We start from the raw sequence: 25416 nt of genomic DNA, 5'->3' as shown, positions 1-25416 counted from the left end.
TGGGCGCCACGGGCGGTGGCACTGGCACGGACGGCAGCGGCGGCGGCACGGCGGCAGCCGGCTGGGCCGCGCCAGCCTGCGCCTGCCCGCAATACGGGCAATGACTGACGGCGGTCCACAGGCCCGTTTTACATTTGATGCAGATATCCAAAACTATTCCTCCATTCCAGCGTCATTCCAGCGTTCACAACGGTGGCGGCATCAACGGTGGCGGCGCGCTGAGGAACAGGGGCGCCAGCTCGGCGAACTGGGCCAGGTCGACCCAGGCCGGCAAGCCCGCGCGCCACAACTTGGCGGTGGCCGGCACGACTTGTCCCGCCTGTACGTACTGCACGATCTGCTGGGCCGTGAACGGCCCTTGCTGCTGGCCGTTAATGCCCAGGAAATACTGGAACTCCACCAGCGGCGGCGGCATGCCGCCCAGCGGTGGCGGCGCCATGCCGAACGGGGCTGCCGCAGGGGCCGCCGCGCCGGCCGGGCGCAGCAATTGCTCCAGGCGCCCCGCTTCCAGCATTTCCGGCTTGACTGCGTATTTCAGGCGGGGCTGGCCGTCCGCTTCCGGCTCGCGCACTTCCCAGTCGTAGGCATCGCTGTCGGAGTCGCCGATGACGTTCGCCCATTCCTTCAGGCGTCCCAGCAGCGCTTGCACCGTGCGGTCGAGCTCATCGCTGGCCATGCCCTTGCGGCGTGCCGACTCGCGCAGGCGCGCCCCCAACTCGGCGGAAATGGCGCTGCCAAAGCCGATATACGGCAGCTGCGAGCCATCGGCCTGCGCCACCAGCTTGGGCGCATACACGCCCCGCTCATAGTATTTTGCCAGCGCCGCCATGGCCGCCGTCTGCACGGCGTCAAGCGCCGTCAATTTTTCTTCGATGCGCAGGGCGATATTTTTTTCGTACGAAGCGGGCATGCCGTTCTGGCGGATGGCCCGTTCATTGCCGATGCGGCGCAAGTCGCCCGGTTCGACGGCAAACTGGTACTGGCCCGGCGGCACGACCCTGCCCGTGTGGCGCGTCAGCACGCCCAGCATGATCGCTTGCAGGAATTCGCCGAAGTCTTCGGCCAGGCGCTTCATCTCGTCCGTGTTCGGCGCGATCGGATGCGTGAATTGCGTGGGATCGATATGCGTGTGGGTCGGCGCCTTGTCGTTGTCGCCTTCCTTGCGGTAGCTGGTGCGCCAGCCTTCCAGGCCCCGCAGCACCGTCATCGGCACGCCGGCCAGTTCGCAATAGCAGACGGCGCGCCCGCGGATGCCCGTCTCGACGATTTCCAGCTGGCTCACCGTGATGCCCACCTGGGTCGGCATGCACGATTCGAGTTCGGCGCCGAACTTCGCCTTGAAGGCGGCCGCATTGGCCACGCCGATCACGCACTTGAACTGGTCCGACACGACCGTGAAATCGCCCGCCATGTTGGCGTCGATCCACGGCATGGAACAGGCCAGCAGCTTGCGGAAACGGTCCAGGCGTTCGGACACGTCCATCTGTTCCAGCGCGTCGAACAGGGGATCGGGCGTGCTCGTCGCCCCTTCGGCCAGGCCCGCCGTGGCGATCATGTTCTCGGCCATGCGCGTCACCTTGGCCAGGATCAAACCGCGCTGCGCCGGTTCGCCCAGCATGGGGAACAGCGCTTTCGAGCCGCCCATGTCCTTGAACGCTTCATCGGCCCACTGGCGCAGGGTGGCTGCCGAGGGCAGCGCAATGTCTTTTTCCGTGACGGGAATGACGATCAGGGTCGCGTGTTCCTTGTCCAGGTCCTTTTGCAGGATGGTATTGGCCGTTTTCAGTTCCGCCAGCATGGCCAGCACGCCTTCGCGGCCCGATTGCAGCTCGCCCACGAGGCCATTCCACTGCGCGCGCCCCTGCGCATCGACGCCGATGCGGTTGCCCAGCCAGCGCGACAGTTCGCCCAGCAGGATGACGGACTCGTCCGCCGCCTTGGCCCGCAAATGGAATTTCAGCGCATTCGCCATTTCCGTGCGCAAATGGTCCATCACCACGCCCGCCTGTTTTTCGCCATTGCTGAGAAAACCGAAGGTGCTGCGCGTCTGTTCCAGGTTGTTCAGCAGGCGCTCGTATTCGCGCGAGCGCACGGCTTCCTTGATTTCGCGGTAGCGCTCGGCATTGGCGCCGATCTGCGCCGTCAAGCCGCTGCCCGGCGCCTCGATGCGGTCCTTGATCTGCTCCACCAGCGACAGCACGTATTCGAGGCCGCCGAATTCCTTGTTGTCCAGGTAGCCGTACAGCTGGTCGCGCACGACTTTCTTGACGTCGTCGAGCACTTCGCGGCGGCGCTTGCTGATGCGGTCTTCCGTCGTGTCGGCGGTGGAATCCTGGTCGCGCACGGCGTCGCGTTCCAGGTGTTTCATGGCGTCGCGCACCTGGGCCGGCCATTCGCTGCGGTCGAAACCCGTGCGGATATCGTTGATGCGCGTGTTGACCCGGTTTTCCACGCCGGCCAGCAGGTGACCGTGGCGGTCTTCCAGCAATTCGTCGACGACGCGGAAATCGATGAAGTCGCCGCTGGAGCGCTTCAGCTCGATGCTCTTGTCGGAAAACTCGGGGAAATCGCTGAACGGCGTGCCCTTCAGGAACATATTGGCGGCGAGGAAATTATCGCGCTGCGTATCCGTGGCGCGGTTGGCGCCCGCATCCGTGCCGCCCACGCCGAAGAACGCTTGCAGCATGGCGCCGGCCCAGCGGTGGGCCCGCTCGTCGCGCGCCGCTTCCTGGCGCGTATCGAGCACGGCCATGCCGAACGAGGAAAAGCGCTTCGAGAAATACAGGCGCATGTCGCCGAAGCGGTCTTGCGGCACGGGCGCGTTGTACAGGGAATTCTTGTGCTGTGCCTGGTTGACGGCGATCGAACGCTTGGCGCGCGCGAAGTCGGCCGAGGCGAAATCCTCGAACAGCGAATCGGCCACCATGTGGTAGACGTCGCTGACATCCTTGGTGTGCTGCTGGGCAAGATTGCCCGAATCGATCAGGTAGACCTCGCTATACGGCTCGCGCGACAGTTCCGGACGGTCGTAGGCATCCCAGCGGCCCACATAGCCCTTGTTGCCCATCATGGCCGATTCCAGTTCCATCAACGCCGCATAGCCGTTGGCCTCGACCCGGTCCTTGTTGGCCTTGGTGTAACCGGTCGGCAAGAACAGCATCAGCTCGACGTCGGCCGCGCCCACTTCGCTGCGCGCCAGCCAGCGCGCCAGCAAACCCATGTCCAGGAAGGAGCCGGACCCCGTGCCGCCCGCCACGGAACCGACGATAACGATGCGGAAACGGTTCGTTTCCATGCGCAAGCCCAGTTCGGCCAGCTGGCGCTCGTGCGACAGGCCCGCCTTCAGCGCTTTCAGCTTGAGGCGGATCTTGTCGCGGATCTTCGCATACTTGTCGAAGAAATACAGGCGCGACACGGCGCGGATCTGGCCCGCGCCGCTGCTCATGTCGAAACGTAGCTCGCGGATGCGCTGCGGCGTCAGGGGCAGCCATTCCTTGATGTGCGGATATTTCTCCAGCGAATCTTCATCGCGGCTGTACTTGTCCATGTCGAACGATTCGACCACCTTGTCGTCATCCGTAAACTTCACCTGGTCGAACTGCAAGTCCTTCGCCTGCGACTCGCCGCTTTCGATCACGGCGCCATTGTCCAGGTCGAAATGGATGAATTGCGCGATGGGAAAGTCGGCCAATCCCTCGATGCGCGTGCGGTTGCCCGCGCCGCCCCACAGGGTATTGAGGATGCGCCGGCGCACGCGCATCAGCACTTGCATGCCCGTGCCGCCGATGCCGATGAACAGGGTCGGGCGCAGTTCGATGATCTTGTCCTGCTTGCGCTCGCTGGCGCCGCCGGTGATGGTTTGGTTCAGGTTCTCTGCCATGGTGGTTCCTTCGATGATGCGTGCAACGGCGTGTTCTTAGCGGCGGCTGGAAGTAAAGGTCAACAAGAGTGCAACGAGGCCCACCAGCACCAGCGGGCCCATGAACAGTGGCGCCAGGAATTTATGCGCATTCACGGCCGCCAGCACGACACCCGTGGCCAGGCTGGCCAGGAAGATGAACAGCCACCAGCCCGAGGCATTGGCCTTGTTCGGCGGCACGCGCTTAGCCACCAGGCCATTCGCATAGGCATTCTTGGCAAAGAAAAAGGCAATGAACAGCAGCAACAGCACGACGCCGCCCACCAGGGTGTCGCGCGACGAGGTATCGGTCGTGCCCGCAGCGTCAAACGCGGGCGCAGCTTCGGTCGTTGCCGTGGCGGCGCTGGCCGCGGCGGAAGCGTCCGCGGCGGGCGGTGCCGACGCCGGCGCCGTTACCGGGGCCGGCAAAGTGAAACCTGCGTTGTCTTTCGGAGTGTCTTGCGCCATGGTATGCCTCGAATGGGTTTGAATAGTTTAAAAAGAAATATTGCTCAGGCCAGGCTCAGCGTGTGGCCTTCGGCCACGCGCACGACTTGCGGCTGGCCCAGGCCCCGCTTCAGTTCGCCAATGTCGCGGCCGTCATCGTCGCGGATCTGCACGCTCTTGAACGGTTTCAACAGCACTTGCCGCTGCACGCCGTCGGCCATCACCTTGTAGCGCGTGGCGCGCGTGCTGACCAGACCCAGCGCCAGCAAGCCCAGCACGAACGCCAGCACGCCGCCCAGCATCGCCAGCACGGGCAGCAGCGGATACTGGATGCGTACCAGCAGCGGTATCGTTGCCTGCGAGGCGCGCACGCTGTCGGGCGGCGTGAACATCTCCGAGATGGGGTCGCCAGGGAACAGTTCCTGCAAGTCCTTGCCAAAGCTGGACGCCAGCGCCAGCCGCTGCTCCGACAGGCCCACCTGCGCCTGCATGGGCAGCATCACCTGCTTGCCCATGGCGGCAATCGCCTGCGCCGACCACGGCGACGGTATCTGCGCCATCGGCAGGGAAAACTGCACCTGCACGGACTGGCTGGCGCCCGGCTGCAGGTGGCGGATTTGATCCGGCGCAACGTGCAGGGGCGCGTTCCGGCCCGCCAGGCTGGCGTGCACCCTGGCGCTGTCGATCACGTACGGGAAAAACATGTTTTGCAAGGACGCCTGCAGCACCACTTGCGGCACCAGCTTTGCCGCATCGACGTCGAGCACGATGGTGCGCCCGTCGCGGCCCAGGCTGGCGTGTACGTTGGCGCTGTTCTTGACGGACTGGGGCACGATGCGCACGGCATCCTGGTCCACGGGTTTCAGGCGCGCGGGCGGACGCGTCAGCACTTGCGACAGCCGCCCTTCGGCCAGGATGCGGGTCAAAGCCTCGGACGCCGGCTGGCCATACGCGAGCGCATACACCATCAAGCCCTTGGCGCTGTACAGCTTGCCCTGCACGGGCATGCGCAGCGGAAACACCACCGTCTTGGCAATCGACGGCTCCAGGTGCAGCAAGCGATAAAAGTCGCGGTTGCGTTCGGCCGTCTGGCTGTCGTTGTTCGGGCTGTTCTTGTTATTGGTAAAAATCCACACGATGCCGGAAGCGGACTGGAACGGGCCCGTGATGGTCTTGGTGACGGCTTCCTGGAAATCCGTGTCGGCCAGCGCACCGCCGGCGCTCTTGCGCGCCAGGCCCAGGCTGGCCAGCTGGCCCGCCACGCCGGCGCCGCCCTGGCCTTGGCCCAGCAGCGACGGCGACACGTGCGCGCCGCTGCTCTGGCTGAAGGCCAGGGTGTAGACCTTATCGGACGGGTTCGTGGCGGCCTGCGCCACGGCGCCCACCAGCGCCTTCAGCTGCGAATGCTCATCCGTGTAAAACGGCTCCATCCAGCCCGAGTTTTGCACGAGAAACGCTTGCTGGATGCCCTCTGCCTGCGCGGCTGCCGTGGCGAGAAAAGCGGCGCAGGCCGCGATCAGTACGCGCGCCTTCATGCCTGCAAGGCCCAGCCATCGATGCGCGACAGCAGCGGGTGGTAGGCCCACAGCGTGCCTTCATGGACAAACAGGCGCAGCCGCCACGGCTCGCTGACGGCAAAGGTGTGGAACACCGTTTCGCGCAATTCATCGTCCTGCACCAGCTGCGCCGCCAGGCGTTCGTTCGAGCGCAGCACGCTCGACAGGCCGGCGCTGGTGGCAAATTTCACGCCGAAGACGCTGCTGCTTACACCGGACTCGGCACCCGATTCGAGCAACGGCATGACGGCCTGGTTCTTGCCGCCATCGTCGCCGTGTTCCGGTTCTTCCCACGGCGCCGTTTTCAGCTTGGTGGCGAAGCGGTAATTGAAGCTGCCCGAACACAGGCGCGGCGCCAGCGCGTCGGCCTTCTCGGCCTGGACGCCCAGCTTCACATACACATAGGTGCCGCGGCGGCTTTCAAAGCACAGCTGCCACAGGCCGCCGTCGCGCGACAGATAGGGGCTGCCGAATTCGAAGTGCGGCACCAGCCCCTCGGGCCAGGGCGTAAACGAGGCGGCCACGTTGCCATCGGGCTGCAGCTGCAGGCGCAGCTGCCCGTTGGCGCAAGGCCACACGGCCATGCGGTTGTAGGCCACGGGAGCACCGACGCGGCCCAGCTCGACGGCGCCGTCGAGCAGCACGTCGCTGCCCGGCTTTTGCGCCGCATCGAGGTTGACGAAGCGGATGCGGCCATCGTCGTCGCGCAGGGGCGCCCACAGGCGGTTCTGGAACCAGACGGGCGCAGCCGCGCACGGTGCGCCGCCCACATGCTCGACCACGTAGCTCAGCGAAGGCACGTCGGGACGGATGCAGGCCAGGCCATGGCTGGTCGGCAAGACCAGCACGCTATTGAACTCCGGCACCAGCTCGGCGCGCCAGGCGCCATGGGCCAGGTCCGATTCGGCCAGCAAGCCCCCGTATTCGGGGTCCAGCGCCAGCCAGCGTTTCGAGGCGGGCAGCCAGGCGTGCAAGACGGCCTTGCGCGGGTCGAGCGCCAGCAGCGCGGCGGCGCTGGTGCCGAACTGGGCGGAAAAGAATTCGTATTCGCCGGGCGGCGGCATGGGCAGCGAGGCATCGGCCTGCGCATGCTCTTCGCGCGCGCGCTGGTCGGCCAGTTTCAGCGGTACGCTGGCCTGGCGCAAGCCGGCCGCGCCGGCCGGCGGTACGTCGCTGACGGGCTGCGCGCCGTAGGGCGGCACCCAGGGCGGCGTGGCGGCCGTGTCGGGCGGCACTTGCAAGGCCGCTCCCGTGGCGGGGTCGAACGAGAATTCGGGCGGAAACTGGCGCACGGGCGCACCGGCCGCCGCAGGCAGGCGCCGCGCATGCATCAGCTTGCCGATATCGGCATGACTCAGCAAGGGCGAGACGTCCTGGCCCTCCGCGCTGCGCTGCATGGTCCACGCGCCATCGTCATCCACGTACCAGACGCCGGAGGGCACTGCCCAATCCCCAGAAGTTTTAAGATCCATTTATTTTCTATGACAAGCAATGCATATCAGACGGTGTAACGTGCTGGGGCTGCCGAAACGAAGTCGCAGCCCTGGCAGTTCTCATAGTAACGTCTTTTTATCTGTATGGAAACATTGACGACGTTCCTCAGCCCTGCTGCGTCCGCACTTTCGTCAACAGCTTGGTGGTCGAGCGGTCATGCTCGAAATCGATGGCCACGGCCTGGCCGCCATACGCCAGCACGGCCTTGCCTTCGGGAATGGCCGCCATGTCGTAGTCGCCGCCCTTGGCATAGATTTCCGGCCGGACTTCCTGCACCACTTCCAGCGCGCTGTCTTCCGAAAACGGCACCACCAGGCTCACCGCTTCCAGCGCGGCCAGCACGGCCATGCGGTCTTCGCAATTGTTCAGGGGGCGGTCGTCGCCCTTGCCCAGGCGTTTCACCGAGGCATCGGTATTCACGGCAACGATCAGCGAGGCACCCAGCGCGCGCGCCTGCGCCAGGTAGGTCACGTGGCCGCGGTGCAGGATGTCGAACACGCCATTCGTCACCACCACCGGTTTCGGCAGAGCCGCGGCGCGGGCACGCAAGTCGTCGCGGCTGCATAGTTTGTTTTCAAAGTCAGGCATGGAATTCTCTTGTCGGGGTTGCAGATTAATAAGACGGCCGTCATGGCGCGGCCGATGAGGCGTGGCTATCGCCTTGGATGCCACCGGCATCCCGGCGCCAGGCATCGATCAAGGCCAGGATGGCCGGTTCCAGGCGCGCTTCGGCGATGCGATCTTGCCGGTAGTAAATCATCAGCGCGTACACGCCGGCCAGGCGGCTGACGGGCGGCGACAGCGCATATTCATTGCCGCGCGCCGGTTGCCTGGCACGCCAGTAATTGATTGCCGCTTCCAGCGCCTGCATGTGCACTTCCATCGCCATCTCCCTCCGCCGCCTGGTCCCGCATTATAGGGGGCGATCCGCTACAATACGCCATCGGCGCCACAGTTTCACGTTTGCGCCACCTTTCATTCATTGCAAGTAAGCACTTCGTGTGTTTCAATCACCTTATGACACTGACTGAACTGAAATACATCGTTGCAGTCGCGCGAGCGAAACACTTCGGCCATGCCGCCGAAGCCTGCTTCGTTGCCCAGCCCACCCTGTCAGTGGCCATCAAGAAACTCGAAGACGAACTGGGCGTGGTCCTGTTCGAACGGGGCGGCGCGGAAATCTCCGTCACGCCCCTGGGCGCGCAAATCATTGCGCAAGCCGAGCGCGTGCTGGAACAGACGGCCGCCATCAAGGAACTCGCCAAGCAGAACAAGGACCCGCTGGCCGGCCCCCTGCGCCTGGGCGTGATCTACACGATCGGCCCCTACCTGCTGCCGCCCCTGGTCAAGGCCATGATAGACCAGGTGCCGCAGATGCCCTTGATCTTGCAGGAAAACTTCACGGTTCGCCTGCTCGAATTGCTGCGCCAGGGCGAACTGGACGTGGCCATCATGGCCCTGCCCCTGCCCGAGCACGGCATGGCCATCCAGGAACTGTATGACGAACCGTTCGTCGTGGCCATGCCGCGCCAGCATCCGTGGACGGCGCGTGAAAAAATTGCCGCGCAAGACTTGAAATCGGAAACCATGCTGCTGCTGGGCAATGGCCACTGCTTCCGCGACCAGGTACTGGAAGTGTGCCCCGAGATGGCGCGTTTTTCCTCGCCCGGCAACGGCATGCAGCGCACGTTTGAAGGCTCCTCGCTGGAAACCATCCGCCACATGGTGGCCAGCGGCATCGGCCTGACCGTCTTGCCGCGTGCCTCCGTCGCCAATATGCACGCCACCGACGGCATGCTCGAGTACCGGCCGTTCGCCGCCCCCGTGCCCTCGCGCAGGGTGGTCATGCTGTGGCGCAAGAGTTTTACCCGCAAGGCCGCCATCGACGCCCTGTGCGCGGCCATCGCCAGCTGCAACTTGCCCGGCATTACCCCCTTGTGCGACGACGAAGACTAGCGTCCCAGCCGCAAAATAGTACATTTACATACTATTTGCGATAATCGACCTTTCTCTTCAACAAGATCGAGTCTTCCATGAACAAGCTGGCGCTGTATTTCCGCCTGATACGGCTGGACAAGCCTATCGGTACCGTATTGCTGCTGTGGCCTACCCTGTGCGCGCTGTGGCTGGCGCAGCAGGGCGTGCCGGACTGGCGGCTGCTGCTGATCTTCACCTTCGGCACTTTCCTGATGCGCTCGGCAGGCTGCGCCATCAACGACTACGCCGACCAGGACATCGACAAATTCGTCAAGCGCACGGCTGAACGTCCCATCACCAGCGGGCGCATCAGCGGCAAGGAAGCGCTGGCCGTGGCCGGCGTGCTGACCGTGCTGGCATTCTGCCTGATCCTGCCCCTGAATGCGCTGACCAAGCAGCTGTCCGTGGCCGCCGTCTTCATCGCCGGCACCTATCCCTACTTCAAGCGCTTCTTTGCCATTCCGCAAGCGTATCTCGGCATCGCCTTCGGCTTCGGCATCCCCATGGGCTTTGCCGCCATCACGGATGGCGTGCCCGCCGTCGCCTGGCTGCTGTTGCTGGGCAACGTCTTCTGGGCCGTGGCCTACGATACGGAATACGCGATGGTCGACCGCGACGACGACCTGAAGATCGGCATCAAGACGTCGGCCATCACCTTCGGCCGCTACGACGTGGCCACCGTCATGCTGTGCTATGCCGCTTTCCTGCTGCTGTGGCTGGCGTGCGGCTGGTACCTGGGCTTGCGCTACTGGTATGTGGCGGGCTTGCTGGTGGCGGCCGGCTGCGCCGTTTACCACTACACCCTGATCCGCGCACGCGAGCGTATGCCGTGTTTTGCGGCATTCCGGCATAATAACTGGCTAGGAGCGGCGGTGTTTGCAGGCGTGGTACTGGACTTTGCTTTCCGTTAATCAATGTTCCATGCGCCGCGGCAGCCCTTGAGGCGGCGCAAGACTAGCCCGGCCGCAGCTGCCTACACTGGTATTTCACTGTGCAGTTTCACTTCCATGAGGTAATACATGAGCTCGACACATACCGGCAAATCCAGCAGCGACACCATCCTCGCCGACGCCGACAAGGCACGCGACAAACTGGTCGGCGACCTGAAAAACGTCATCAATGAAGCGGAAGGCTGGCTCGATGGCGCCAAGGATCAGACGGGCGAGAATGTCAAAGCCGTCAAGGACAAGTTCATCGCCACCCTGGAAACGGCCAAGAAGGACTTGATCAAGCTGGAAGAAGACTTGCTCGAACGCACCAAGAAGGCGGCCAAGGCCACCGACGAATACGTGCAGGACAACCCCTGGAAAGCCGTGGGCGCGGGCGCCGTCGTGGGCGTGCTGTTCGGCCTGCTGCTCTCCTCACGCCGCTAGACAGCCTCGACGGCGTTGGCCGTCTCCTGACGCGAAAGGCAGCATATGGCTATCGTGCACCATGTCGCCCAAGTCGCAGCGACCCTCGCCGCCATCGTCCAGACCCGTCTGGCCCTGGCGGCCGTGGAAATGGAAGAAGAGTCGCTGCGCTTCCTGTCCTATCTGGCGCTGGCCATGCTGGCACTGCTATTCCTGTTCGTGGGCCTGGTCTTGATCGTGTTCCTCGTCATCGTGCTGTTCTGGGATACGCACCGCATCGCCGCCATCGCCGTCACGGCCGCCGTCTTCATCGTCGCCGCCCTCGCCACCCTGCTGGGCGTGCGCGCCAGTTTCCGCAGCAAGCCGAAACTGCTTTCTTTTACACTTTCCGAACTGAACAAAGACCTGGACGAGCTGCAACTGCTGGCGCGCCGGGGAGCGGAGCGGCCATGACCACGCATCCCACCAAACTGTCGCATGTCCACACGGCCGCCAGCCTGGCGCAGCGGCGCGACGCGCTGCTGGCCGAATGCGCGCTGCAGCGCCTGGCCCTGGGCGTGCAGACGCGGCAGCTGCTGGAACCGCTGACGGGCGGCAATCTGCGCCACACCCTGGCCACGCGTTTCAGAATTCCCCTGATGCTGGGCGGCGCCGTGCTGGGCCTGGCGCTGGTGCGCCCGCGCCGCGTCCTGCCCCTGCTGCGGGCCAGCGGCGCGCTGCTCAGGCACGCCACCACCGCCATGCCCATCGCGCTGGCGCTGGCCAAGCGCTTCAGCAAGCAGGAAACGCCGCCGTAAAAATAATCTGCCGCCGCTGCATCCAAATGGCGCGCTGCCGGGTAGTAGCAGTATCAGCCAACCGGCTGAGCCAACTACCAGGAGTTCGCCATGCTTGCCATCACCGCCCCACGCCACGCCGTTCCCGCCCTGACTTTGCTGGGCGCCGCCCTGCTGCTGAGCGCCTGCGCCCCCATGGGCGCGCGCTATTCGCAGGAACAATTGCCGGGCGCCGTCAAAGTACCCGATGGCCACCAGGTAGCCATGCAGACCGTGGGCGTGGGCAAGATCGCCTACGAATGCAAGGCGAAAAAAGACATGACGGGCCATGAATGGGTCTTCGTGGGCCCGGATGCGGCCTTGAACGACCGCAACGGCATGCAAGTGGGCACATATGTCGGCCCGCCGGCCACCTGGGCCAACCTGGACGGCTCGAAAGTGACGGCGACGCAAGTGGCCGTGGCGCCTGCCGGCGCAGGCAATATCCCCTACCAGCTGGTGAAAGCCAATCCCGCCACGGGCAGCGGCGCCATGCAGGGCGTCAGCTACATCCAGCGCGTGGCCACCCGCGGCGGCGTGGCGCCAGCCAGCCCCTGCGGCATGGAAAGCATCGGCGTCAAACAATGGGTGCCCTACCAGGCCGACTACATTTTTTGGAAAGCCGCATAACAGCGTCAAATTGACGGTTGGCAAGCGGGTTTCTGGCCTATACTCGGCCTTGAAAACTTGCTAACCGTTCACTCTTGACGATTGCGCCAACCTTGCCAGCCCAAGCCGCCACCTACGATTACGATGCCGCCCTGCGCGCCTGCGCCCGGGGCGAGCAGCAGGCATTGCACGGCCTGTACCAGCAGGAAAGCCGCTATCTGCTGGGCGTGGCCCTGCGCATCGTGCGCCAGCGGGCGCTGGCCGAAGACGTGCTGCACGACGCCTTCCTGAATATCTGGCGCCGCGCCGGCAGTTTCGACGCCACGCGCGGCAGCGGCAAGGGCTGGATCTATGTGGTGGTGCGGCACCAGGCGCTGAACGTGGCGCGCGCCCGCGCCCATGAAGTATCGGCCGGCGAGGATAGCGTGGAAACCCTGCTGCACGAACGCCAAGGCCACGATACGGGCGAGGCCTATGCCGACCAGGCGAACCTGGGCAAGCTGCACGACTGCCTCGGCCACCTGGACGACGCCAAGCGCAACAGCATCCTGTACGCCTACGTCGACGGCTGTTCCCACAGCGAAATCGCGCAGCGCCTGCAAGCGCCGCTGGGTACCGTGAAAGCCTGGGTCAAGCGGGGCCTGGCCGCCTTGCGGGAGTGCATGGGATGAGCAGCCGCGACGAAGACGAACTGCAGCGGCTGGCCAGCGAATACGTGCTGGGTACATTGGCGCTGGCCGAACGCGCGGAAGTGGGACAGCGCTTGCCGCGCGACGCCGCCCTGCGCGACGCCGTGGCTGCCTGGGAACAGCGTTTGCTGCCCTTGACCACGCTGGCGCCGCCCGAAACGCCGTCCGCGCAATTGTGGCCGCGCATCAGCGCCAGCCTGTTCACGCCTTCGGCCGTGCGGCAGGCGGGCGGCTGGCAGGCGTGGTGGAACAGCCTGGCGTTCTGGAGAATACTGGCGGGCGGCGGCTTGGCGGCCACGGCCGCGCTGGCCGTGCTGGTTGCCGTGCAGTCGCAGGCACCGAGCGGCCCCGGCTACCTGGTGGTGCTGGTGGCGCCGCAAAACAATTCGCCGGGCTGGATCGTGCAGGCGGGCGGACGGGGCAGCAAGAACCGCGACCTGAGCCTGATCCCGCTGGGCCCGACCGCCGTGCCGCAGCAAAAAGCCCTGCAATTCTGGACCAAGGGCAAGGACTGGGGCGCGCCCGTCTCGCTGGGCCTGGTCAAGCCGGGCCACAGCCTCAAACTGACACTGGACAAGCTGCCGCCCTTGCAGCCGGAACAGCTGTTTGAAATCACCCTGGAACCGGCAACGGGTTCGCCCACGGGCCGGCCGACGGGGCCCGTGCTCTACATTGGCCGCGCCGTCAAGGTGATGTAACTTACTTGCCCAGCTCGTCCCCCAGCTCGCGTCCCCGCTGCGCGGCCGCCTTGATGCCCTTGACGATGGCTGCCTTCACGCCGCTCTCTTCCATGCTGGTGAGGGCAGCATACGTCGTGCCGCCTTTCGAGGTGACCCGCTCGCGCAGCAAGGACACGGGTTCGCTGGAATTGGCCGCCAGTTGCGCCGCGCCCGTAAACGTGGCGATCGCCAGCTGCGTGCCCTGCTCGGGCGTGAGGCCCAGCTCGGCCGCCGCCTGCTGCATGGCTTCGATAAAGTAAAACACATAGGCAGGACCGCTGCCGGACACGGCCGTGACAGGATCGATCTTGGCCTCATCGTCGAGCCAGACGGTCTGGCCGACGGCGCGCAGGATGGCGTCCGCCGTTTTCTGTTGTTCCCCGCTGACGCCGCTGCTGGCCACCATGCCCGTGATACCCATGCCGATCAGGGCCGGCGTGTTCGGCATGCAGCGCACGATGGCAGAATAATCGCCGAGCCAGCGCGACAGGTCGGCCGCGCGGATGCCGGCCGCGATCGACAGGATCAATGGCGCCCGTTCGCCGTCGAGGAAGGGCAGCAGTTGCGCCGCCACTTCACGCATGCTTTGCGGTTTCACGGCCAGCACGATCACGTCCACGGCGCGCAGCGCGTCGTCCGCAAGCGGCGCCGTGGTGACGCCGAATTGCGCCTGCAGTTTTTCCAGCGCGGGCGCATGCGGGTCGATCACGTGGATGTTGCCGCCCAGGGTCAGCTTGCCTGCCAGGCCGGCGATCAGGGCCGCCGCCATATTGCCGCCGCCTACAAAGGCGATATTCAATTCTGTCGTCATGGTGATGCTTTCTATCTATCAGTTAAGAGTAATGGCGGGAACCGAAGATGGCGCTGCCCACGCGCACGATGGTAGCCCCCTCGAGCACGGCTGCGCGCAAGTCGGCCGACATGCCCATCGACAGGGTATCGAGCGCCAGGCCGTCGGCTTTCAATTGTTCGTACAGTGCGCGCAATTGCGCAAACGCACGGCGCTGGAGGTTGACATCCGTTTCCGCTTCGGGGATGGCCATCAGGCCCCGCAAGCGCAAACGGGGCAATTGCGCCACGGCATGCGCCAGCGCCGGCAGCTCGGCCGGAGCAATCCCGCTCTTGCTCGCTTCGCCGCTGATATTCACTTGCAGGCAGATATTCAGGTCAGCCAAGCCGGCCGGGCGCTGCTCGGACAGGCGGGCGGCGATCTTTTCCCGTTCCACCGTGTGCACCCAGTCGAAATGTTCGGCGATGGGACGCGTCTTGTTGCTCTGGATGGGGCCGATGAAATGCCAGGCCAGGCCGCCTTGCGGCAAGGCCAGCTTGACGGCGGCCATCTTGTCGAGCGCTTCCTGCAGATAATTTTCGCCAAACGCCGCCTGGCCCGCGCGCGCGGCCGCCAGCACGGCATCCGCGCCGAAGGTCTTCGAGACGGCCAGCAGGGTCACGTCGGCCGGCGCGCGCCGCGCGTCCGAGGCGGCCTGCGCAATACTGTCGCGCACGGCTTGCAAGTTCTGTTCGATTGTGGACATAATCATTTTCTAGTGTATAGGGGCGGCGGCACGGTGCGCCAGCCCATCAATGCAGGCACAGGGATTATAAATGGACATTTCCGAACTACTCGCTTTCTCCGTCAGCAACAAGGCTTCCGACCTGCACCTGTCTTCCGGCCTGCCGCCGATGATACGGGTCAACGGCGACGTGCGCCGCCTGAACGTGGCCCCGCTCGAGCACAAGGAAGTGCACGGCATGATCTACGACATCATGAACGACAGCCAGCGCAAGGCGTATGAAGAAGCGCTGGAATGCGATTTCTCGTTCGAGATTCCCGGCCTGGCCCGCTTCCGCGTCAATGCTTACAACCAGGAACGGGGCGCCTCGGCCGTGCTGCGCACGATTCCGTCGACAGTGCTGACCCTGGAAGAATTGAACGCCCCCCGCATCTTCGGCGAGCTGGCCATGCGCCCGCGGGGCCTCGTACTGGTGACGGGCCCGACGGGTTCCGGCAAGTCGACCACCCTGGCGGCCATGGTGAACCACGTCAACGAGCGCCTGAACCACCACATCCTGACCATCGAAGACCCGATCGAATTCGTGCATGAGCCGAAGAAGTGCCTGATCAACCAGCGCGAAGTGGGTTCGCACACGCATTCGTTCAGCAATGCGCTGCGCTCGGCCCTGCGCGAAGACCCGGACGTCATCTTGGTGGGCGAACTGCGCGACCTGGAAACCATCCGCCTGGCCCTGACGGCGGCCGAGACGGGCCACCTGGTGTTCGGTACCCTGCATACCTCGTCGGCGGCGAAATCGATCGACCGCATCATCGACGTCTTTCCCGCCGAGGAAAAGGAAATGGTGCGCGCCATGCTGTCCGAATCCTTGCAAGCCGTCATTTCGCAAAACCTGCTGAAAACCAAGGACGGCGCGGGCCGCGTGGCCGCGCATGAAATCATGCTGGCCACGCCGGCCGTGCGCAACCTGATCCGTGAAGCGAAAGTGGCGCAGATGTATTCGGCCATCCAGACGGGCAGCAACGTGGGCATGCAAACCCTGGACCAGTGCCTCTCCGACCTGGTGCGGCGCGGCACGATCTCGGCGGAGACGGCCCGCTCGGCCGCCAAGGCCCCCGAAAACTTCCCCGGATAAGCGCATGCAGACGACGCACGAACACTATGGCGCCATGCACGCGCTGCTGGCGCAGATGCGCGACCGGGGCGGCTCCGACCTGTTCATCACGGCCGGTTTTCCACCCGCCATCAAGCTGGACGGCAAGCTGACGCCGCTGGCGGGCGGCCCGCTGGCCCCGCAGCGGGCGGCCGGCTATGTGCGCGCCGTCATGAATGCGCGCCAGGCAGCCGAATTCGAGGCCAGCCGCGAAGCCAATTTCGCCATCAGCCCGGACGGACTGGGGCGCTTCCGCGTGTCCGCCTTCGTGCAGATGGGCCAGGCGGGTATGGTCTTGCGGTTGATCAATACCGCCATTCCCACCCTGGACGGACTGGGTTTACCTGCCATCCTGCAGGACGTGGTGATGAGCAAGCGGGGGCTCGTCATCATGGTGGGCGCCACGGGCTGCGGCAAGTCGACCACCCTGGCCGCCATGGTGGGCCACCGCAACGCGCACAGCCATGGCCACATCATCACCATCGAAGACCCCGTGGAATTCATCCATCCGCACGGCAACTGCATCGTCACCCAGCGCGAAGTGGGCGTCGATACGGACGACTGGGCCACGGCCCTGAAAAACACCTTGCGCCAGGCGCCCGACGTGATCCAGATCGGCGAAATCCGCGACCGCGACACCATGGACCACGCCATCGCGTTTGCCGAGACGGGCCACCTGTGCCTGGCCACCCTGCACGCGAGCAATGCCAACCAGGCGCTGGACCGCATCATCAATTTCTTCCCCGAGGAGCGGCGCCAGCAGCTGCTGATGGACCTGTCGCTGAATCTGAAAGGCATGATTTCGCAGCGTTTGATCCCCAACAAGGACGGTAGCGGACGCCAGGCGGCGCTGGAAATCCTGCTCAATTCGCCGCTGATGAGCGAGCTGATCTTCAAGGGCCAGGTGCACGAGATCAAGGAATTGATGAAAAAATCGCGCGAACTGGGCATGCAGACCTTCGACCAGGCCCTGTTCGACCTGCACGAGGCGGGCGCCATCAGCCATGAAGACGCGCTGCGCAATGCGGACTCCGTCAACGACCTGCGCCTGGCGATCAAACTCAAGGGCGCAACGGCGCCGGAACCGGCCCCGCAAGCGGGCGCCACCAAACTGGGACTGCTCTGACATGGCCAACATCCACGATTTCCAGGCTGAAGCGCTGGACGGCACGCCCGTCGACCTGGCGCGCTACAAGGGCAAGGTACTGCTCATCGTCAACACGGCCAGCGCCTGCGGCTTCACGCCGCAATACCAGGGCCTGGAAGCGCTGTACCGCGAATTTCACGCGCAGGGCCTGGAGGTGCTGGGATTTCCCTGCAATCAATTCCGCCAGCAGGAACCGGGATCGAATGCGGAAATCAAAGCCTTTTGCGAAAAGAACTTCGGCGTCACCTTTCCCCTGTTCGCCAAGATCGACGTGAATGGCAGCCACACCCATCCCCTGTTTGCCCAATTAAAGCAGGCGGCGCCCGGCATATTGGGCACGCAAGCCATCAAATGGAATTTCACCAAATTTTTGGTGCGCAAGGATGGCAGCGTGTTTCGCCGCTACGCCACGGCCAGCAAACCGGCCACCCTGGCGGCCGACATACGGCGCTTGCTACAGGAATAAACGATGCAACGCTTTGATTAAAGGCAACAATCGCCGAAATCAGTCATTCGATATTTATTTCATGCTTGATATCAATATTGTGTTTCCAATAGCAAATTTCGGTGATAATGTTTACATAATTATTCGTAGATATCGATCAAAAAACGATGCCAGTCTTTGGGAAAATATTATCTTCATGGATGCGGATGGGCATTTATTCCCGCCTATTCATTCCTATTTTCTTCCTGATACTCGCCGTTTCCGCCGTTCGCTATCACGCCCTGCTCGGTACCGAAAGCGCGCTGGCCAATGCGCGCTATCAGCGCGATGCCCGGCAACTGGACCTGTTCCTGGCCAACAGCGTGCTGCCGCTGGCCGTGCGCACGGACCGGCAGGCCATGCACGACAGCGTGCGGCAGGTGCTGCGCAGCGCCCTGCCGCTGAACCGTAACCTCGCCGCCGCGCGCTGGGATACGGCCGACGAGCATGTCGAAGTGCTGGCCGACACACCGCTGGCAGGCGCCATGGCGGCCACGGTGCCGGATTGGTTCGCGCGCCTGGCCGGCATCACGGCCATCCGCAGCCGCCTGACGGTGGCGCTGCCTGACGGCGGCGACGGCGTCCTCGACCTCCATTACACGCCCGGCCTGCCCCTGGCGCAGGTGTGGCACAAGGTGCGCGGGCAGGCCGTCCTCAGCGCCATCAATATCGCGCTGGTCTTCCTCCTGCTGGGCTTGATCCTGGCGGCCCACCGCAGGCTGCTGGCGCGGCTCGTGCAGACGACCGACCGCTTCCGCGAAGGCAACTTCGCCGTGCGCCTGGCAGCGGGCGCCACGCCTGAAGCGCAAGCCGTGTCGCAATCGTTCAACGGCATGGCCGGCGATGTCGAAGCGCTGTTTTCCTCGCTGAAGACGAGCCAGCGGCAACTGGGCGAACAGCTGAACGAAACCGTGCACATGCAGCAGGCGCTGCAAAAGCTGTCGTGGCAAAACTACAACGATGTGCTGACGGGCTTGCCCAACCGGGCCGCGCTGGCCGCCCGCTTCGAGCAGGAACTGTTCCTCGCGCGCGAACGCCAGCGCCTGCTGGCCGTCTGCCTGTTCGACCTCGACCACTTCCAGGCCATCAACGACCGCTACGGCGCCGAGGCGGGCGATGAAATCCTCAAGCAGGTGGCTGGCCGCCTGCACGGCTTTACGGGCCAGGTCCACTACGCGGCGCGCCTGGGCGGCGATGAATTCGTCATGCTGCTGTGCGGCCAGGCCAGCATCGCCAGCATCGAACAGAACATCACGCAACTGATGAGAGAGCTGAGCCGTCCCTACCAGTGCGACCAGCAGGCGCTGCACATGACGGCCAGCGCCGGCATCGCCGTCTACGCGGGCAAGGACCTGAATACGGAAAGCCTGCTGCGCCACGCCGACCACGCCGTCTACCAGGCCAAACTGACGGGGCGCAATCAGTACCACTTCTTCGACACCAACCTCGATGAAGAAGTGCGCACCCACCACAACCAGCGCACGGAAGTGCGCCAGGCCCTGATCAATGGCGAACTGCGCCTGTACTACCAGCCCAAGGTGAACATGCGCGCCGGCACGGTGGTGGGCATGGAAGCGCTGCTGCGCTGGCAGCATGCGCGCCGCGGCGTGCTGGCGCCCGCGCAATTCCTGCCGCTGGTGGAGCAGACGGACCTGATCATCGACATCGGCGAATGGGTGCTGCGCCAGGCGCTGCGGCAGATGCAGCGCTGGAGCGCCGCCGGCAAGCACTGGGTGGTCAGCGTGAATATCGCGGCGCGCCACTTCCAGCAGCCCGATTTCGTCTCGCGCCTGGAAACCATCCTCGGCGAATTTCCCGGCGTGTGCGCCAGCATGCTGGAACTGGAAATCCTCGAATCGTCGGCCCTGCACGACATCGAAGACGTGCGCCGCATCATCCGCGCCTGCCAGGCGCTGGGCATCACGTTTGCCCTCGACGATTTCGGTACCGGCTACTCGTCGATGTCCTACCTGAAACGCCTGCCGGCCAATATCGTCAAGATCGACCAGAGCTTCGTGCGCAATATGCTCAACGACCGCGACGACCTGCACCTGGTGCGCGCCGTCATCGGCCTGGCCCGTTCCTTTTCCCTGACGGTGATCGCCGAAGGCGTGGAAAGCGTCGAGCATGGCGCGCGCCTGATCCAGCTGGGCTGCGACCTGGCACAAGGCTACGGCATCGCCCGCCCCATGCCGGCCGACGCCGTGCTGGAATGGGCGAACAATTTCATCCCGGCGCCGCAATGGCGCATCGCTCAGTACAGCGAAGTGCCTATTTGACCGGGGACAAGGCTGCGTCGATCAACTCGATCCAGTGCCGCACGGGCGTCTCGGTGCCCGACTGCAGGTGGCTCAGGCAGCCGATATTCGCCGACACGATCATGTCCGGCTCGCACGCTTCCAGGTTCGCCACCTTGTTGTCGCGCAACTGCTGCGACAGTGCCGGCTGCAGGATCGAATACGTGCCCGCCGAACCGCAGCACAGATGGCTGTCCGCGCACAGGCGCACGTCGACGCCGACGGCGCGCAGCACCTGCTCCACCTTGCCGCGCACCTGCTGGCCATGCTGCAGGGTGCATGGCGGGTGATACGCCACCTTTTTGCCGATGCGCCCCTGCAGCAGCGCCGCCAGCTCCGCCTCGAACGGGGGCATGATCTCGGACAAGTCGCGCGTCAGTGCCGCGATGCGCCGCGCCTTCTCCGCATAGCGCGCGTCGTGCGCCAGCAGGTGGCCATATTCCTTGACCGTGGCGCCGCAGCCGGAGGCCGTCATGACGATGGCTTCGGCGCTGTCGACGTATGGCCACCAGGCGTCGATATTGCGGCGCATGTCGTCCAGCGCCGCGTCCTGGTCGTTCAGGTGATGGCGCAGCGCGCCGCAGCAGCCCGCCCTGGGCGCGACGATCAATTGCACGCCCAGCGCGTCGAGCACGCGCGCCGCGGCCGCGTTGATGTTCGGCGACATGGCCGGCTGCACGCAGCCATCGAGCAGCAGCATGGTGCGCGCGTGCCGGCGCGCGGGCCACGCCCCGGCCTTTTCTCCGGGACGCAGCTTGTCCTGCAGGCTTTTCGACAGCAAGGGCCGCAGCGCCTGCCCCGCCTTGTACGCGGGCGTAAACAGCCAGCGGCGCGGCAAGGCTTCCTTCAGGGCGAAGCGCAGAGCCCGCTCGCGCAAGGGGCGCTGCACGCGCTGCTCGACGACGTTGCGGCCGATGTCGACCAGGCGCCCGTACTGCACGCCCGAGGGACAGGTCGATTCGCAGTTGCGGCAGGTCAGGCAGCGGTCCAGGTGCGTCTGCGTCTTGGCCGTGACGGGCGCGCCTTCCAGTACCTGCTTGATCAGGTAGATGCGTCCGCGCGGGCCATCGAGTTCGTCGCCCAGCAGCTGGTAGGTGGGACAGGTGGCCGTGCAGAAGCCGCAATGCACGCAGGCGCGCAGGATGGCTTCCGCTTCGTCGCCTGCCGGCGTGTTCTTGATGAAATCGGCGAGATTGGTTTGCATGCGCGCTCAATACATTCTGTGCGGGTTGAAGATGCCGGCCGGGTCGAAAGCCTGCCGCAGACGCTGGTGGATCTTTTCAACGGCCGGCGCCAGCGGATGGAACACGCCCACGGCCTTGTCGCCGCCGCGGAACAAGGTGGCGTGGCCACCGGCGGCAGCGACGGCCTGGCGGATGCGCTGGCTGCCTGCCGCGTCGGCGTCGCCGTCGAGCTTGAGCCAGCGCTGCGCCCCGCCCCATTCGATCAGCTGGCGCCCCTTTAATATTACGGCGCTGGCGTGCGGCGGCAAGGACAAGCGCCACAGGCTGCCCGCGCCCGCAAAGAAAGCGTGCGTCTGTTCGCGCACGGAGAGCCAGAAGGCGGCCGCGTCCTGCGGCGCCAGCACCTCGCCGCCCAGCGTGTGCAGCGCCGCCGACACGGCCGCCTCCGCGCCCGACAGGCGCACGCTCAGGACGCCGTCATGCCAGCAGCTGGCCGATATCGGCAGCGGCTTGCCCGCCCATTCATTGAGCATGCGCAAGGCGGCGATTTCCGCGCACGCCAAGCGCAAGGTCGCTTCGCGCAGCGGCAAGGGCAGCACCTTCAGCGACACTTCCAGGATCAGGCCCAGGGTGCCCAGGGAACCCGCCAGCAGGCGCGAGACATCGTAGCCGGCCACGTTTTTCATCACTTGTCCGCCAAACGCCAGCCGTTCGCCATGGCCGTCCAGCAGCACGGCGCCCAGCACGAAGTCGCGCAGCGCGCCCGCGCTGGCGCGGCGCGGGCCGGACAGGGCGCTGGCGACGACGCCGCCCACCGTGGCGCCAGGGCCGAAATGGGGCGGCTCGAAGGCCAGCATCTGGTTGCGCGCGGCCAGCGCCGCCTCGATCTCGGCCAGCGGCGTGCCGCAGCGGGCCGTGATCACCAGCTCCGTCGGTTCATAATCGACGATGCCCGCATATGCGCGCGTGTCGAGCACCTCGCCCGCCAGCTGCTGGCCATACCAGTCTTTCGTGCCGCCGCCGCGCAGGCGCAAAGGAAGGCCCGCCGCGCTGGCCGCCAGGATCTGCTGCCTGAATTGTTCCGCTATCGCTTGCAAGAGAGTCTCCGGAAAATTAAAAACGAGGCAGGTTGGCAAACGGCAGGCGCCCCGCCGTCACATGCATCTTGCCGAATTCGGCACAGCGGTTCAAGCTGGGTATCGCCTTGTCCGGGTTCAGCAAGGCGTGGGGATCGAAGGCGCGCTTGACGGCAAAGAAGGCATCGAGTTCGGCGCGCGTAAATTGCACGCACATGGAATTGATCTTTTCCATGCCCACGCCATGCTCGCCCGTGATGGTGCCGCCCACGGCCACGCACAGGGCCAGGATATCGGCGCCAAACGCTTCGGCGCGCTCGAATTCGCCGGGCATGTTGGCATCGAACAGGATCAAGGGATGCAGATTGCCGTCGCCCGCGTGGAATACGTTGGCGCAGCGCAGGCCATGCGTCGTTTCCATGGCGGCGATGCCCGTCAGGACTTCCGCCAGGCGCTTGCGCGGGATGGTGCCGTCCATGCAGTAATAGTCGGGCGAGATGCGTCCCGCGGCGGGAAAGGCGTTCTTGCGGCCGGACCAGAACTTCATGCGCTCCGCTTCCGACTGCGAAACGGCGATGGCGCTGGCGCCCGCCCCTTCCAGCACGGCCGTCATGCGGGCGATTTCCTCTTCCACTTCCTCGTGCGTGCCGTCCGCTTCGCACAGCAAAATGGCGGCCGCGTCGATGTCGTAGCCAGCCTTGACGAACGGTTCGACCATGCGCGAAGACGTCTGGTCCATCATTTCCAGTCCCGCCGGGATGATGCCGGCGGCGATCACGTTGGCCACCGCATTGCCGCCCGTGACGACGTCGCCGAACGAGGCCATGATGACCCTCGCCGTGGCCGGTTTCGGGACCAGTTTCACGGTCACTTCCGTGACGATGCCCAGCATGCCTTCCGAACCGATGAAGACGGCCAGCAAGTCGAGGCCAGGAGCATCCAGGCATTCGCCGCCCAGTTCCAGCACGTCGCCATCGATGGTGACGACGCGCACGCGCAGCACATTGTGCACGGTCAGGCCGTATTTGAGGCAATGCACGCCGCCCGAGTTTTCCGCCACGTTGCCGCCGATGCTGCAGGCGATCTGCGAAGACGGGTCGGGCGCGTAGTACAGCGCGTGGGGCGCGGCCGCTTCGGAAATGGCCAGGTTGCGCACGCCCGGCTGCACCACGGCCGTGCGCGCATACGCATCGAGGCGCACGATGCGGTTCAGGCGCGCCGTCGACAGCACCACGCCGTCGGCGATGGGCAAGGCGCCGCCCGACAGGCCCGTGCCCGCGCCGCGCGGCACGATCGGCACCTTCAACGCACGGCAGACGCCGAGAATGGCGATGACCTGTTCTTCCGTGTCCGGCAACGTCACCACCATCGGCAGCTGGCGGTAGGCGGCCAGGCCGTCGCATTCGTACGGGCGCGTATCTTCCGCGTCGGACAGCACGCAGCGGGCCGGCAGCACGGCCAGCAGGGCCGCGACGACGGCTTGCTGGCGCGCGGCGGTCAATCCGGGTTCGGGGGCAGCATTGAGCATAAGATGGGGACAAAAGTGCATGGGCGTGCAACGATTGTAAGCACAAAAGGGGCGCGCACCGCATTTTTTGTCCGATTTGCGGGCAAATCCGGGGCCAGGCGGCGCGCGGTGTCGTATGCTGCCCCCATTCTTCTTTACAGGACCGACATCATGGGCAACCGACTTTCGAAAATCGCCACGCGCACGGGCGACAATGGCAGCACCGGCCTGGGCGATGGCAGCCGCACCAGCAAGGACAGCGCGCGCATCCACGCCATGGGCGACGTGGACGAACTCAATTCGCATCTGGGCTTGCTGCTGTGCGAAGCCATGCCCGACGATCTGCGCGGCGAGCTGGTGGCCATCCAGCACGACCTGTTCGACCTGGGCGGCGAAATCTGCATCCCCGGCTACCAGCTGATCCAGGAAGAACACGTGCTGCGCCTTGATGATCTGCTGGCAAAATACAATGCGGACTTGCCCGCCTTGAGCGAATTCATTTTGCCGGCCGGCTCGCGCGCCGCCTCGCTGGCGCATGTGTGCCGCACCGTGTGCCGCCGCGCCGAGCGCAGCATCGTCGCGCTGGCCAATGCGGAGCCCATCCACGAACATCCGCGCCAGTACGTGAACCGCCTGTCGGACCTGCTGTTCGTGCTGTCGCGCGTGCTGAACCGCTTTGCCGGCGGCAGCGACGTGCTGTGGCGGCATGACCGCACGCGGGGATGAGATAAAAAAAACGGCGATGCCTGTGAAACAGCATCGCCGTGCGCCGGGCTGGCAGGCGCTACTTAGCCGCAGCGCTTCAGGCACTCCTTGTTGATACGCACGCAGCCAGGGACATTGAATTCCATGACGCAGGCATCGAGTGCCATATAGCACTCGGACTGGCATTCCGTTATGTCGGCGGTACTACTGGCCATGGCATACGATGCGCTGACACCCATGGCAAACAAAAAGAAACCCAATTTCTTCATCATAAGTATTCCTTCGCAAAAGAGAAACATCACAAGGACGGCAGGCTGTTCCAGCCCGCCGGAAGACGCGACTTAGCGCGCGCGGCACTCGTTGACGCAAATGTCGAAATTGACGAAGCACAAATGGCTGAGGCCACCGGAAACATCGAGGCATTCGCTCATGCCGACGCGGCATTCGGCTTTGCAGTCCACCGGGGCCGCCATGGCCGCGCCCGTGATGCCCAGGCCGATGGAAAACAGGAAAATAGCCAGTTTTTTATTCATTGCCAGTCCAATCAAATTAACAATCAGGAAAAATCAGCCAGGATCACCTGGCAGCTCACTACACCGGCAGCACCTGGCTAGCGCAGGCACTGATTCAGGCATTCCTTGTATGCCTGCATGCATGCGGGCTGTTCGAACTCCACGCAATCGAGCATGTTGCGCTCGCAGACAAAGGTGCAATCGGGGCTGCCCGCATGCACGCTGAAAGACAGGGCCGCACCGGCGGCAAACAGAAACGCGGCAATCTTTTTGAACATGGT

Annotated in this window: 27 protein-coding genes; 13 read left to right on the top strand and 14 right to left on the bottom strand. The window is 64.8% G+C overall.

The window, feature by feature from the left end; translation table 11 throughout:
* Positions 1-184 precede the first annotated feature (184 nt).
* The 6 genes from GCN74_RS08485 to GCN74_RS08460 all read right to left on the bottom strand — a co-directional run bounded on the left by GCN74_RS08485 (position 185) and on the right by GCN74_RS08460 (position 8278).
* Positions 185-3880 (bottom strand): tubulin-like doman-containing protein, encoded by a 3696-nt coding sequence (locus GCN74_RS08485; RefSeq protein WP_152256251.1) that lies wholly within the window; start codon positions 3878-3880, stop codon positions 185-187.
* 36 nt (positions 3881-3916) lie between these two features.
* Positions 3917-4366 carry a hypothetical protein gene (locus GCN74_RS08480; protein ID WP_152256250.1) on the bottom strand — a complete coding sequence of 150 codons (450 nt, stop codon included), beginning with the start codon at positions 4364-4366 and terminating at the stop codon, positions 3917-3919.
* 44 nt (positions 4367-4410) lie between these two features.
* On the bottom strand, positions 4411-5880 hold the full coding sequence (locus GCN74_RS08475; protein ID WP_152256249.1) for a hypothetical protein: 1470 nt from the start codon (positions 5878-5880) through the stop codon (positions 4411-4413).
* Positions 5877-7343 (bottom strand): hypothetical protein, encoded by a 1467-nt coding sequence (locus tag GCN74_RS08470; protein ID WP_152256248.1) that lies wholly within the window; start codon positions 7341-7343, stop codon positions 5877-5879. Before GCN74_RS08470 ends, GCN74_RS08475 begins: the two co-directional genes overlap by 4 nt.
* A 157-nt stretch (positions 7344-7500) precedes the next feature.
* A complete protein-coding gene (rfaE2, locus tag GCN74_RS08465; RefSeq protein WP_152256247.1) occupies positions 7501-7983 on the bottom strand; it encodes a D-glycero-beta-D-manno-heptose 1-phosphate adenylyltransferase in 483 nt (160 codons plus the stop codon).
* 40 nt (positions 7984-8023) lie between these two features.
* The gene (locus tag GCN74_RS08460; RefSeq protein ID WP_152256246.1) at positions 8024-8278 is read right to left on the bottom strand and encodes a DUF3717 domain-containing protein; all 255 of its coding nucleotides are present in this window, start codon (positions 8276-8278) and stop codon (positions 8024-8026) included.
* 134 nt (positions 8279-8412) lie between these two features.
* On the opposite strand from GCN74_RS08460, the gene GCN74_RS08455 reads away from it, so the two are divergent.
* The 8 genes from GCN74_RS08455 to GCN74_RS08420 all read left to right on the top strand — a co-directional run bounded on the left by GCN74_RS08455 (position 8413) and on the right by GCN74_RS08420 (position 13535).
* A complete protein-coding gene (locus tag GCN74_RS08455; protein ID WP_152256245.1) occupies positions 8413-9351 on the top strand; it encodes a hydrogen peroxide-inducible genes activator in 939 nt (312 codons plus the stop codon).
* Between the two features lie 77 nt (positions 9352-9428).
* Positions 9429-10283 (top strand): 4-hydroxybenzoate octaprenyltransferase, encoded by an 855-nt coding sequence (gene ubiA, locus GCN74_RS08450; RefSeq protein WP_152256244.1) that lies wholly within the window; start codon positions 9429-9431, stop codon positions 10281-10283.
* Between the two features lie 108 nt (positions 10284-10391).
* The gene (locus tag GCN74_RS08445) at positions 10392-10745 is read left to right on the top strand and encodes a DUF883 family protein (protein WP_152256243.1); all 354 of its coding nucleotides are present in this window, start codon (positions 10392-10394) and stop codon (positions 10743-10745) included.
* Between the two features lie 45 nt (positions 10746-10790).
* Complete coding sequence (locus tag GCN74_RS08440; protein ID WP_152256242.1) at positions 10791-11177, top strand: phage holin family protein; 387 nt, start codon at positions 10791-10793, stop codon at positions 11175-11177.
* The gene (locus GCN74_RS08435; protein ID WP_152256241.1) at positions 11174-11521 is read left to right on the top strand and encodes a hypothetical protein; all 348 of its coding nucleotides are present in this window, start codon (positions 11174-11176) and stop codon (positions 11519-11521) included. The genes GCN74_RS08440 and GCN74_RS08435 overlap by 4 nt, the downstream gene beginning before the upstream one ends.
* Positions 11522-11611: 90 nt before the next feature.
* Positions 11612-12169 (top strand): DUF3455 domain-containing protein, encoded by a 558-nt coding sequence (locus tag GCN74_RS08430; RefSeq protein WP_152256240.1) that lies wholly within the window; start codon positions 11612-11614, stop codon positions 12167-12169.
* 92 nt (positions 12170-12261) lie between these two features.
* Positions 12262-12819, top strand: coding sequence for a sigma-70 family RNA polymerase sigma factor (locus GCN74_RS08425; protein ID WP_152256239.1), 558 nt, complete (start codon positions 12262-12264; stop codon positions 12817-12819).
* Positions 12816-13535 carry an anti-sigma factor domain-containing protein gene (locus GCN74_RS08420; RefSeq protein ID WP_152256238.1) on the top strand — a complete coding sequence of 240 codons (720 nt, stop codon included), beginning with the start codon at positions 12816-12818 and terminating at the stop codon, positions 13533-13535. The genes GCN74_RS08425 and GCN74_RS08420 overlap by 4 nt, the downstream gene beginning before the upstream one ends.
* A 1-nt stretch (position 13536) precedes the next feature.
* Here the strand turns inward: GCN74_RS08420 and proC are convergent, their stop codons facing one another.
* Both proC and GCN74_RS08410 read right to left on the bottom strand, forming a co-directional pair.
* Positions 13537-14367 (bottom strand): pyrroline-5-carboxylate reductase, encoded by an 831-nt coding sequence (proC, locus tag GCN74_RS08415; protein ID WP_152256237.1) that lies wholly within the window; start codon positions 14365-14367, stop codon positions 13537-13539.
* Between the two features lie 22 nt (positions 14368-14389).
* Complete coding sequence (locus GCN74_RS08410) at positions 14390-15091, bottom strand: YggS family pyridoxal phosphate-dependent enzyme (protein ID WP_152256236.1); 702 nt, start codon at positions 15089-15091, stop codon at positions 14390-14392.
* 70 nt (positions 15092-15161) lie between these two features.
* Between GCN74_RS08410 and GCN74_RS08405 the strand changes: the two genes are divergently transcribed.
* The 4 genes from GCN74_RS08405 to GCN74_RS08390 all read left to right on the top strand — a co-directional run bounded on the left by GCN74_RS08405 (position 15162) and on the right by GCN74_RS08390 (position 20133).
* Positions 15162-16205, top strand: coding sequence for a type IV pilus twitching motility protein PilT (locus tag GCN74_RS08405; RefSeq protein WP_152256235.1), 1044 nt, complete (start codon positions 15162-15164; stop codon positions 16203-16205).
* A gap of 4 nt (positions 16206-16209) precedes the next feature.
* Positions 16210-17349, top strand: a complete 1140-nt coding sequence (locus tag GCN74_RS08400) for a PilT/PilU family type 4a pilus ATPase (protein ID WP_319633454.1) — start codon at positions 16210-16212, stop codon at positions 17347-17349.
* A gap of 1 nt (position 17350) precedes the next feature.
* Positions 17351-17836, top strand: a complete 486-nt coding sequence (locus GCN74_RS08395) for a glutathione peroxidase (protein ID WP_152256234.1) — start codon at positions 17351-17353, stop codon at positions 17834-17836.
* Positions 17837-18021: 185 nt separating this feature from the next.
* On the top strand, positions 18022-20133 hold the full coding sequence (locus GCN74_RS08390; RefSeq protein ID WP_152256233.1) for a putative bifunctional diguanylate cyclase/phosphodiesterase: 2112 nt from the start codon (positions 18022-18024) through the stop codon (positions 20131-20133).
* Here the strand turns inward: GCN74_RS08390 and glcF are convergent.
* The 3 genes from glcF to GCN74_RS08375 are packed head-to-tail and all read right to left on the bottom strand — an operon-like array spanning position 20126 to position 23939.
* Positions 20126-21355: a glycolate oxidase subunit GlcF gene (glcF, locus tag GCN74_RS08385; protein ID WP_152256232.1), complete on the bottom strand. Its 1230-nt coding sequence runs from the start codon at positions 21353-21355 to the stop codon at positions 20126-20128. The genes GCN74_RS08390 and glcF overlap by 8 nt on opposite strands.
* A 6-nt stretch (positions 21356-21361) precedes the next feature.
* On the bottom strand, positions 21362-22432 hold the full coding sequence (gene glcE, locus GCN74_RS08380) for a glycolate oxidase subunit GlcE (protein ID WP_152256231.1): 1071 nt from the start codon (positions 22430-22432) through the stop codon (positions 21362-21364).
* A gap of 16 nt (positions 22433-22448) precedes the next feature.
* Positions 22449-23939, bottom strand: coding sequence for an FAD-linked oxidase C-terminal domain-containing protein (locus tag GCN74_RS08375; protein ID WP_152256230.1), 1491 nt, complete (start codon positions 23937-23939; stop codon positions 22449-22451).
* A gap of 150 nt (positions 23940-24089) precedes the next feature.
* Here GCN74_RS08375 and GCN74_RS08370 point away from each other — a divergent pair, with 150 nt between their 5' ends.
* Complete coding sequence (locus GCN74_RS08370; RefSeq protein WP_152256229.1) at positions 24090-24644, top strand: cob(I)yrinic acid a,c-diamide adenosyltransferase; 555 nt, start codon at positions 24090-24092, stop codon at positions 24642-24644.
* A 62-nt stretch (positions 24645-24706) separates the two neighbouring features.
* On the opposite strand, the gene GCN74_RS08365 is transcribed toward GCN74_RS08370, so the two are convergent.
* The 3 genes from GCN74_RS08365 to GCN74_RS08355 form a co-directional block, all read right to left on the bottom strand.
* The gene (locus GCN74_RS08365; protein WP_152256228.1) at positions 24707-24895 is read right to left on the bottom strand and encodes a hypothetical protein; all 189 of its coding nucleotides are present in this window, start codon (positions 24893-24895) and stop codon (positions 24707-24709) included.
* A gap of 69 nt (positions 24896-24964) precedes the next feature.
* A complete protein-coding gene (locus GCN74_RS08360; protein WP_152256227.1) occupies positions 24965-25156 on the bottom strand; it encodes a hypothetical protein in 192 nt (63 codons plus the stop codon).
* A gap of 77 nt (positions 25157-25233) precedes the next feature.
* Positions 25234-25413, bottom strand: a complete 180-nt coding sequence (locus GCN74_RS08355; protein WP_152256226.1) for a hypothetical protein — start codon at positions 25411-25413, stop codon at positions 25234-25236.
* Positions 25414-25416 lie beyond the last annotated feature (3 nt).

Source organism: Janthinobacterium sp. FT14W (genome assembly GCF_009208755.1).
Taxonomy (GTDB): Bacteria; Pseudomonadota; Gammaproteobacteria; order Burkholderiales; family Burkholderiaceae_D; genus Janthinobacterium; species Janthinobacterium violaceinigrum.
This window is presented reverse-complemented; position numbering and strand designations above follow the sequence as displayed.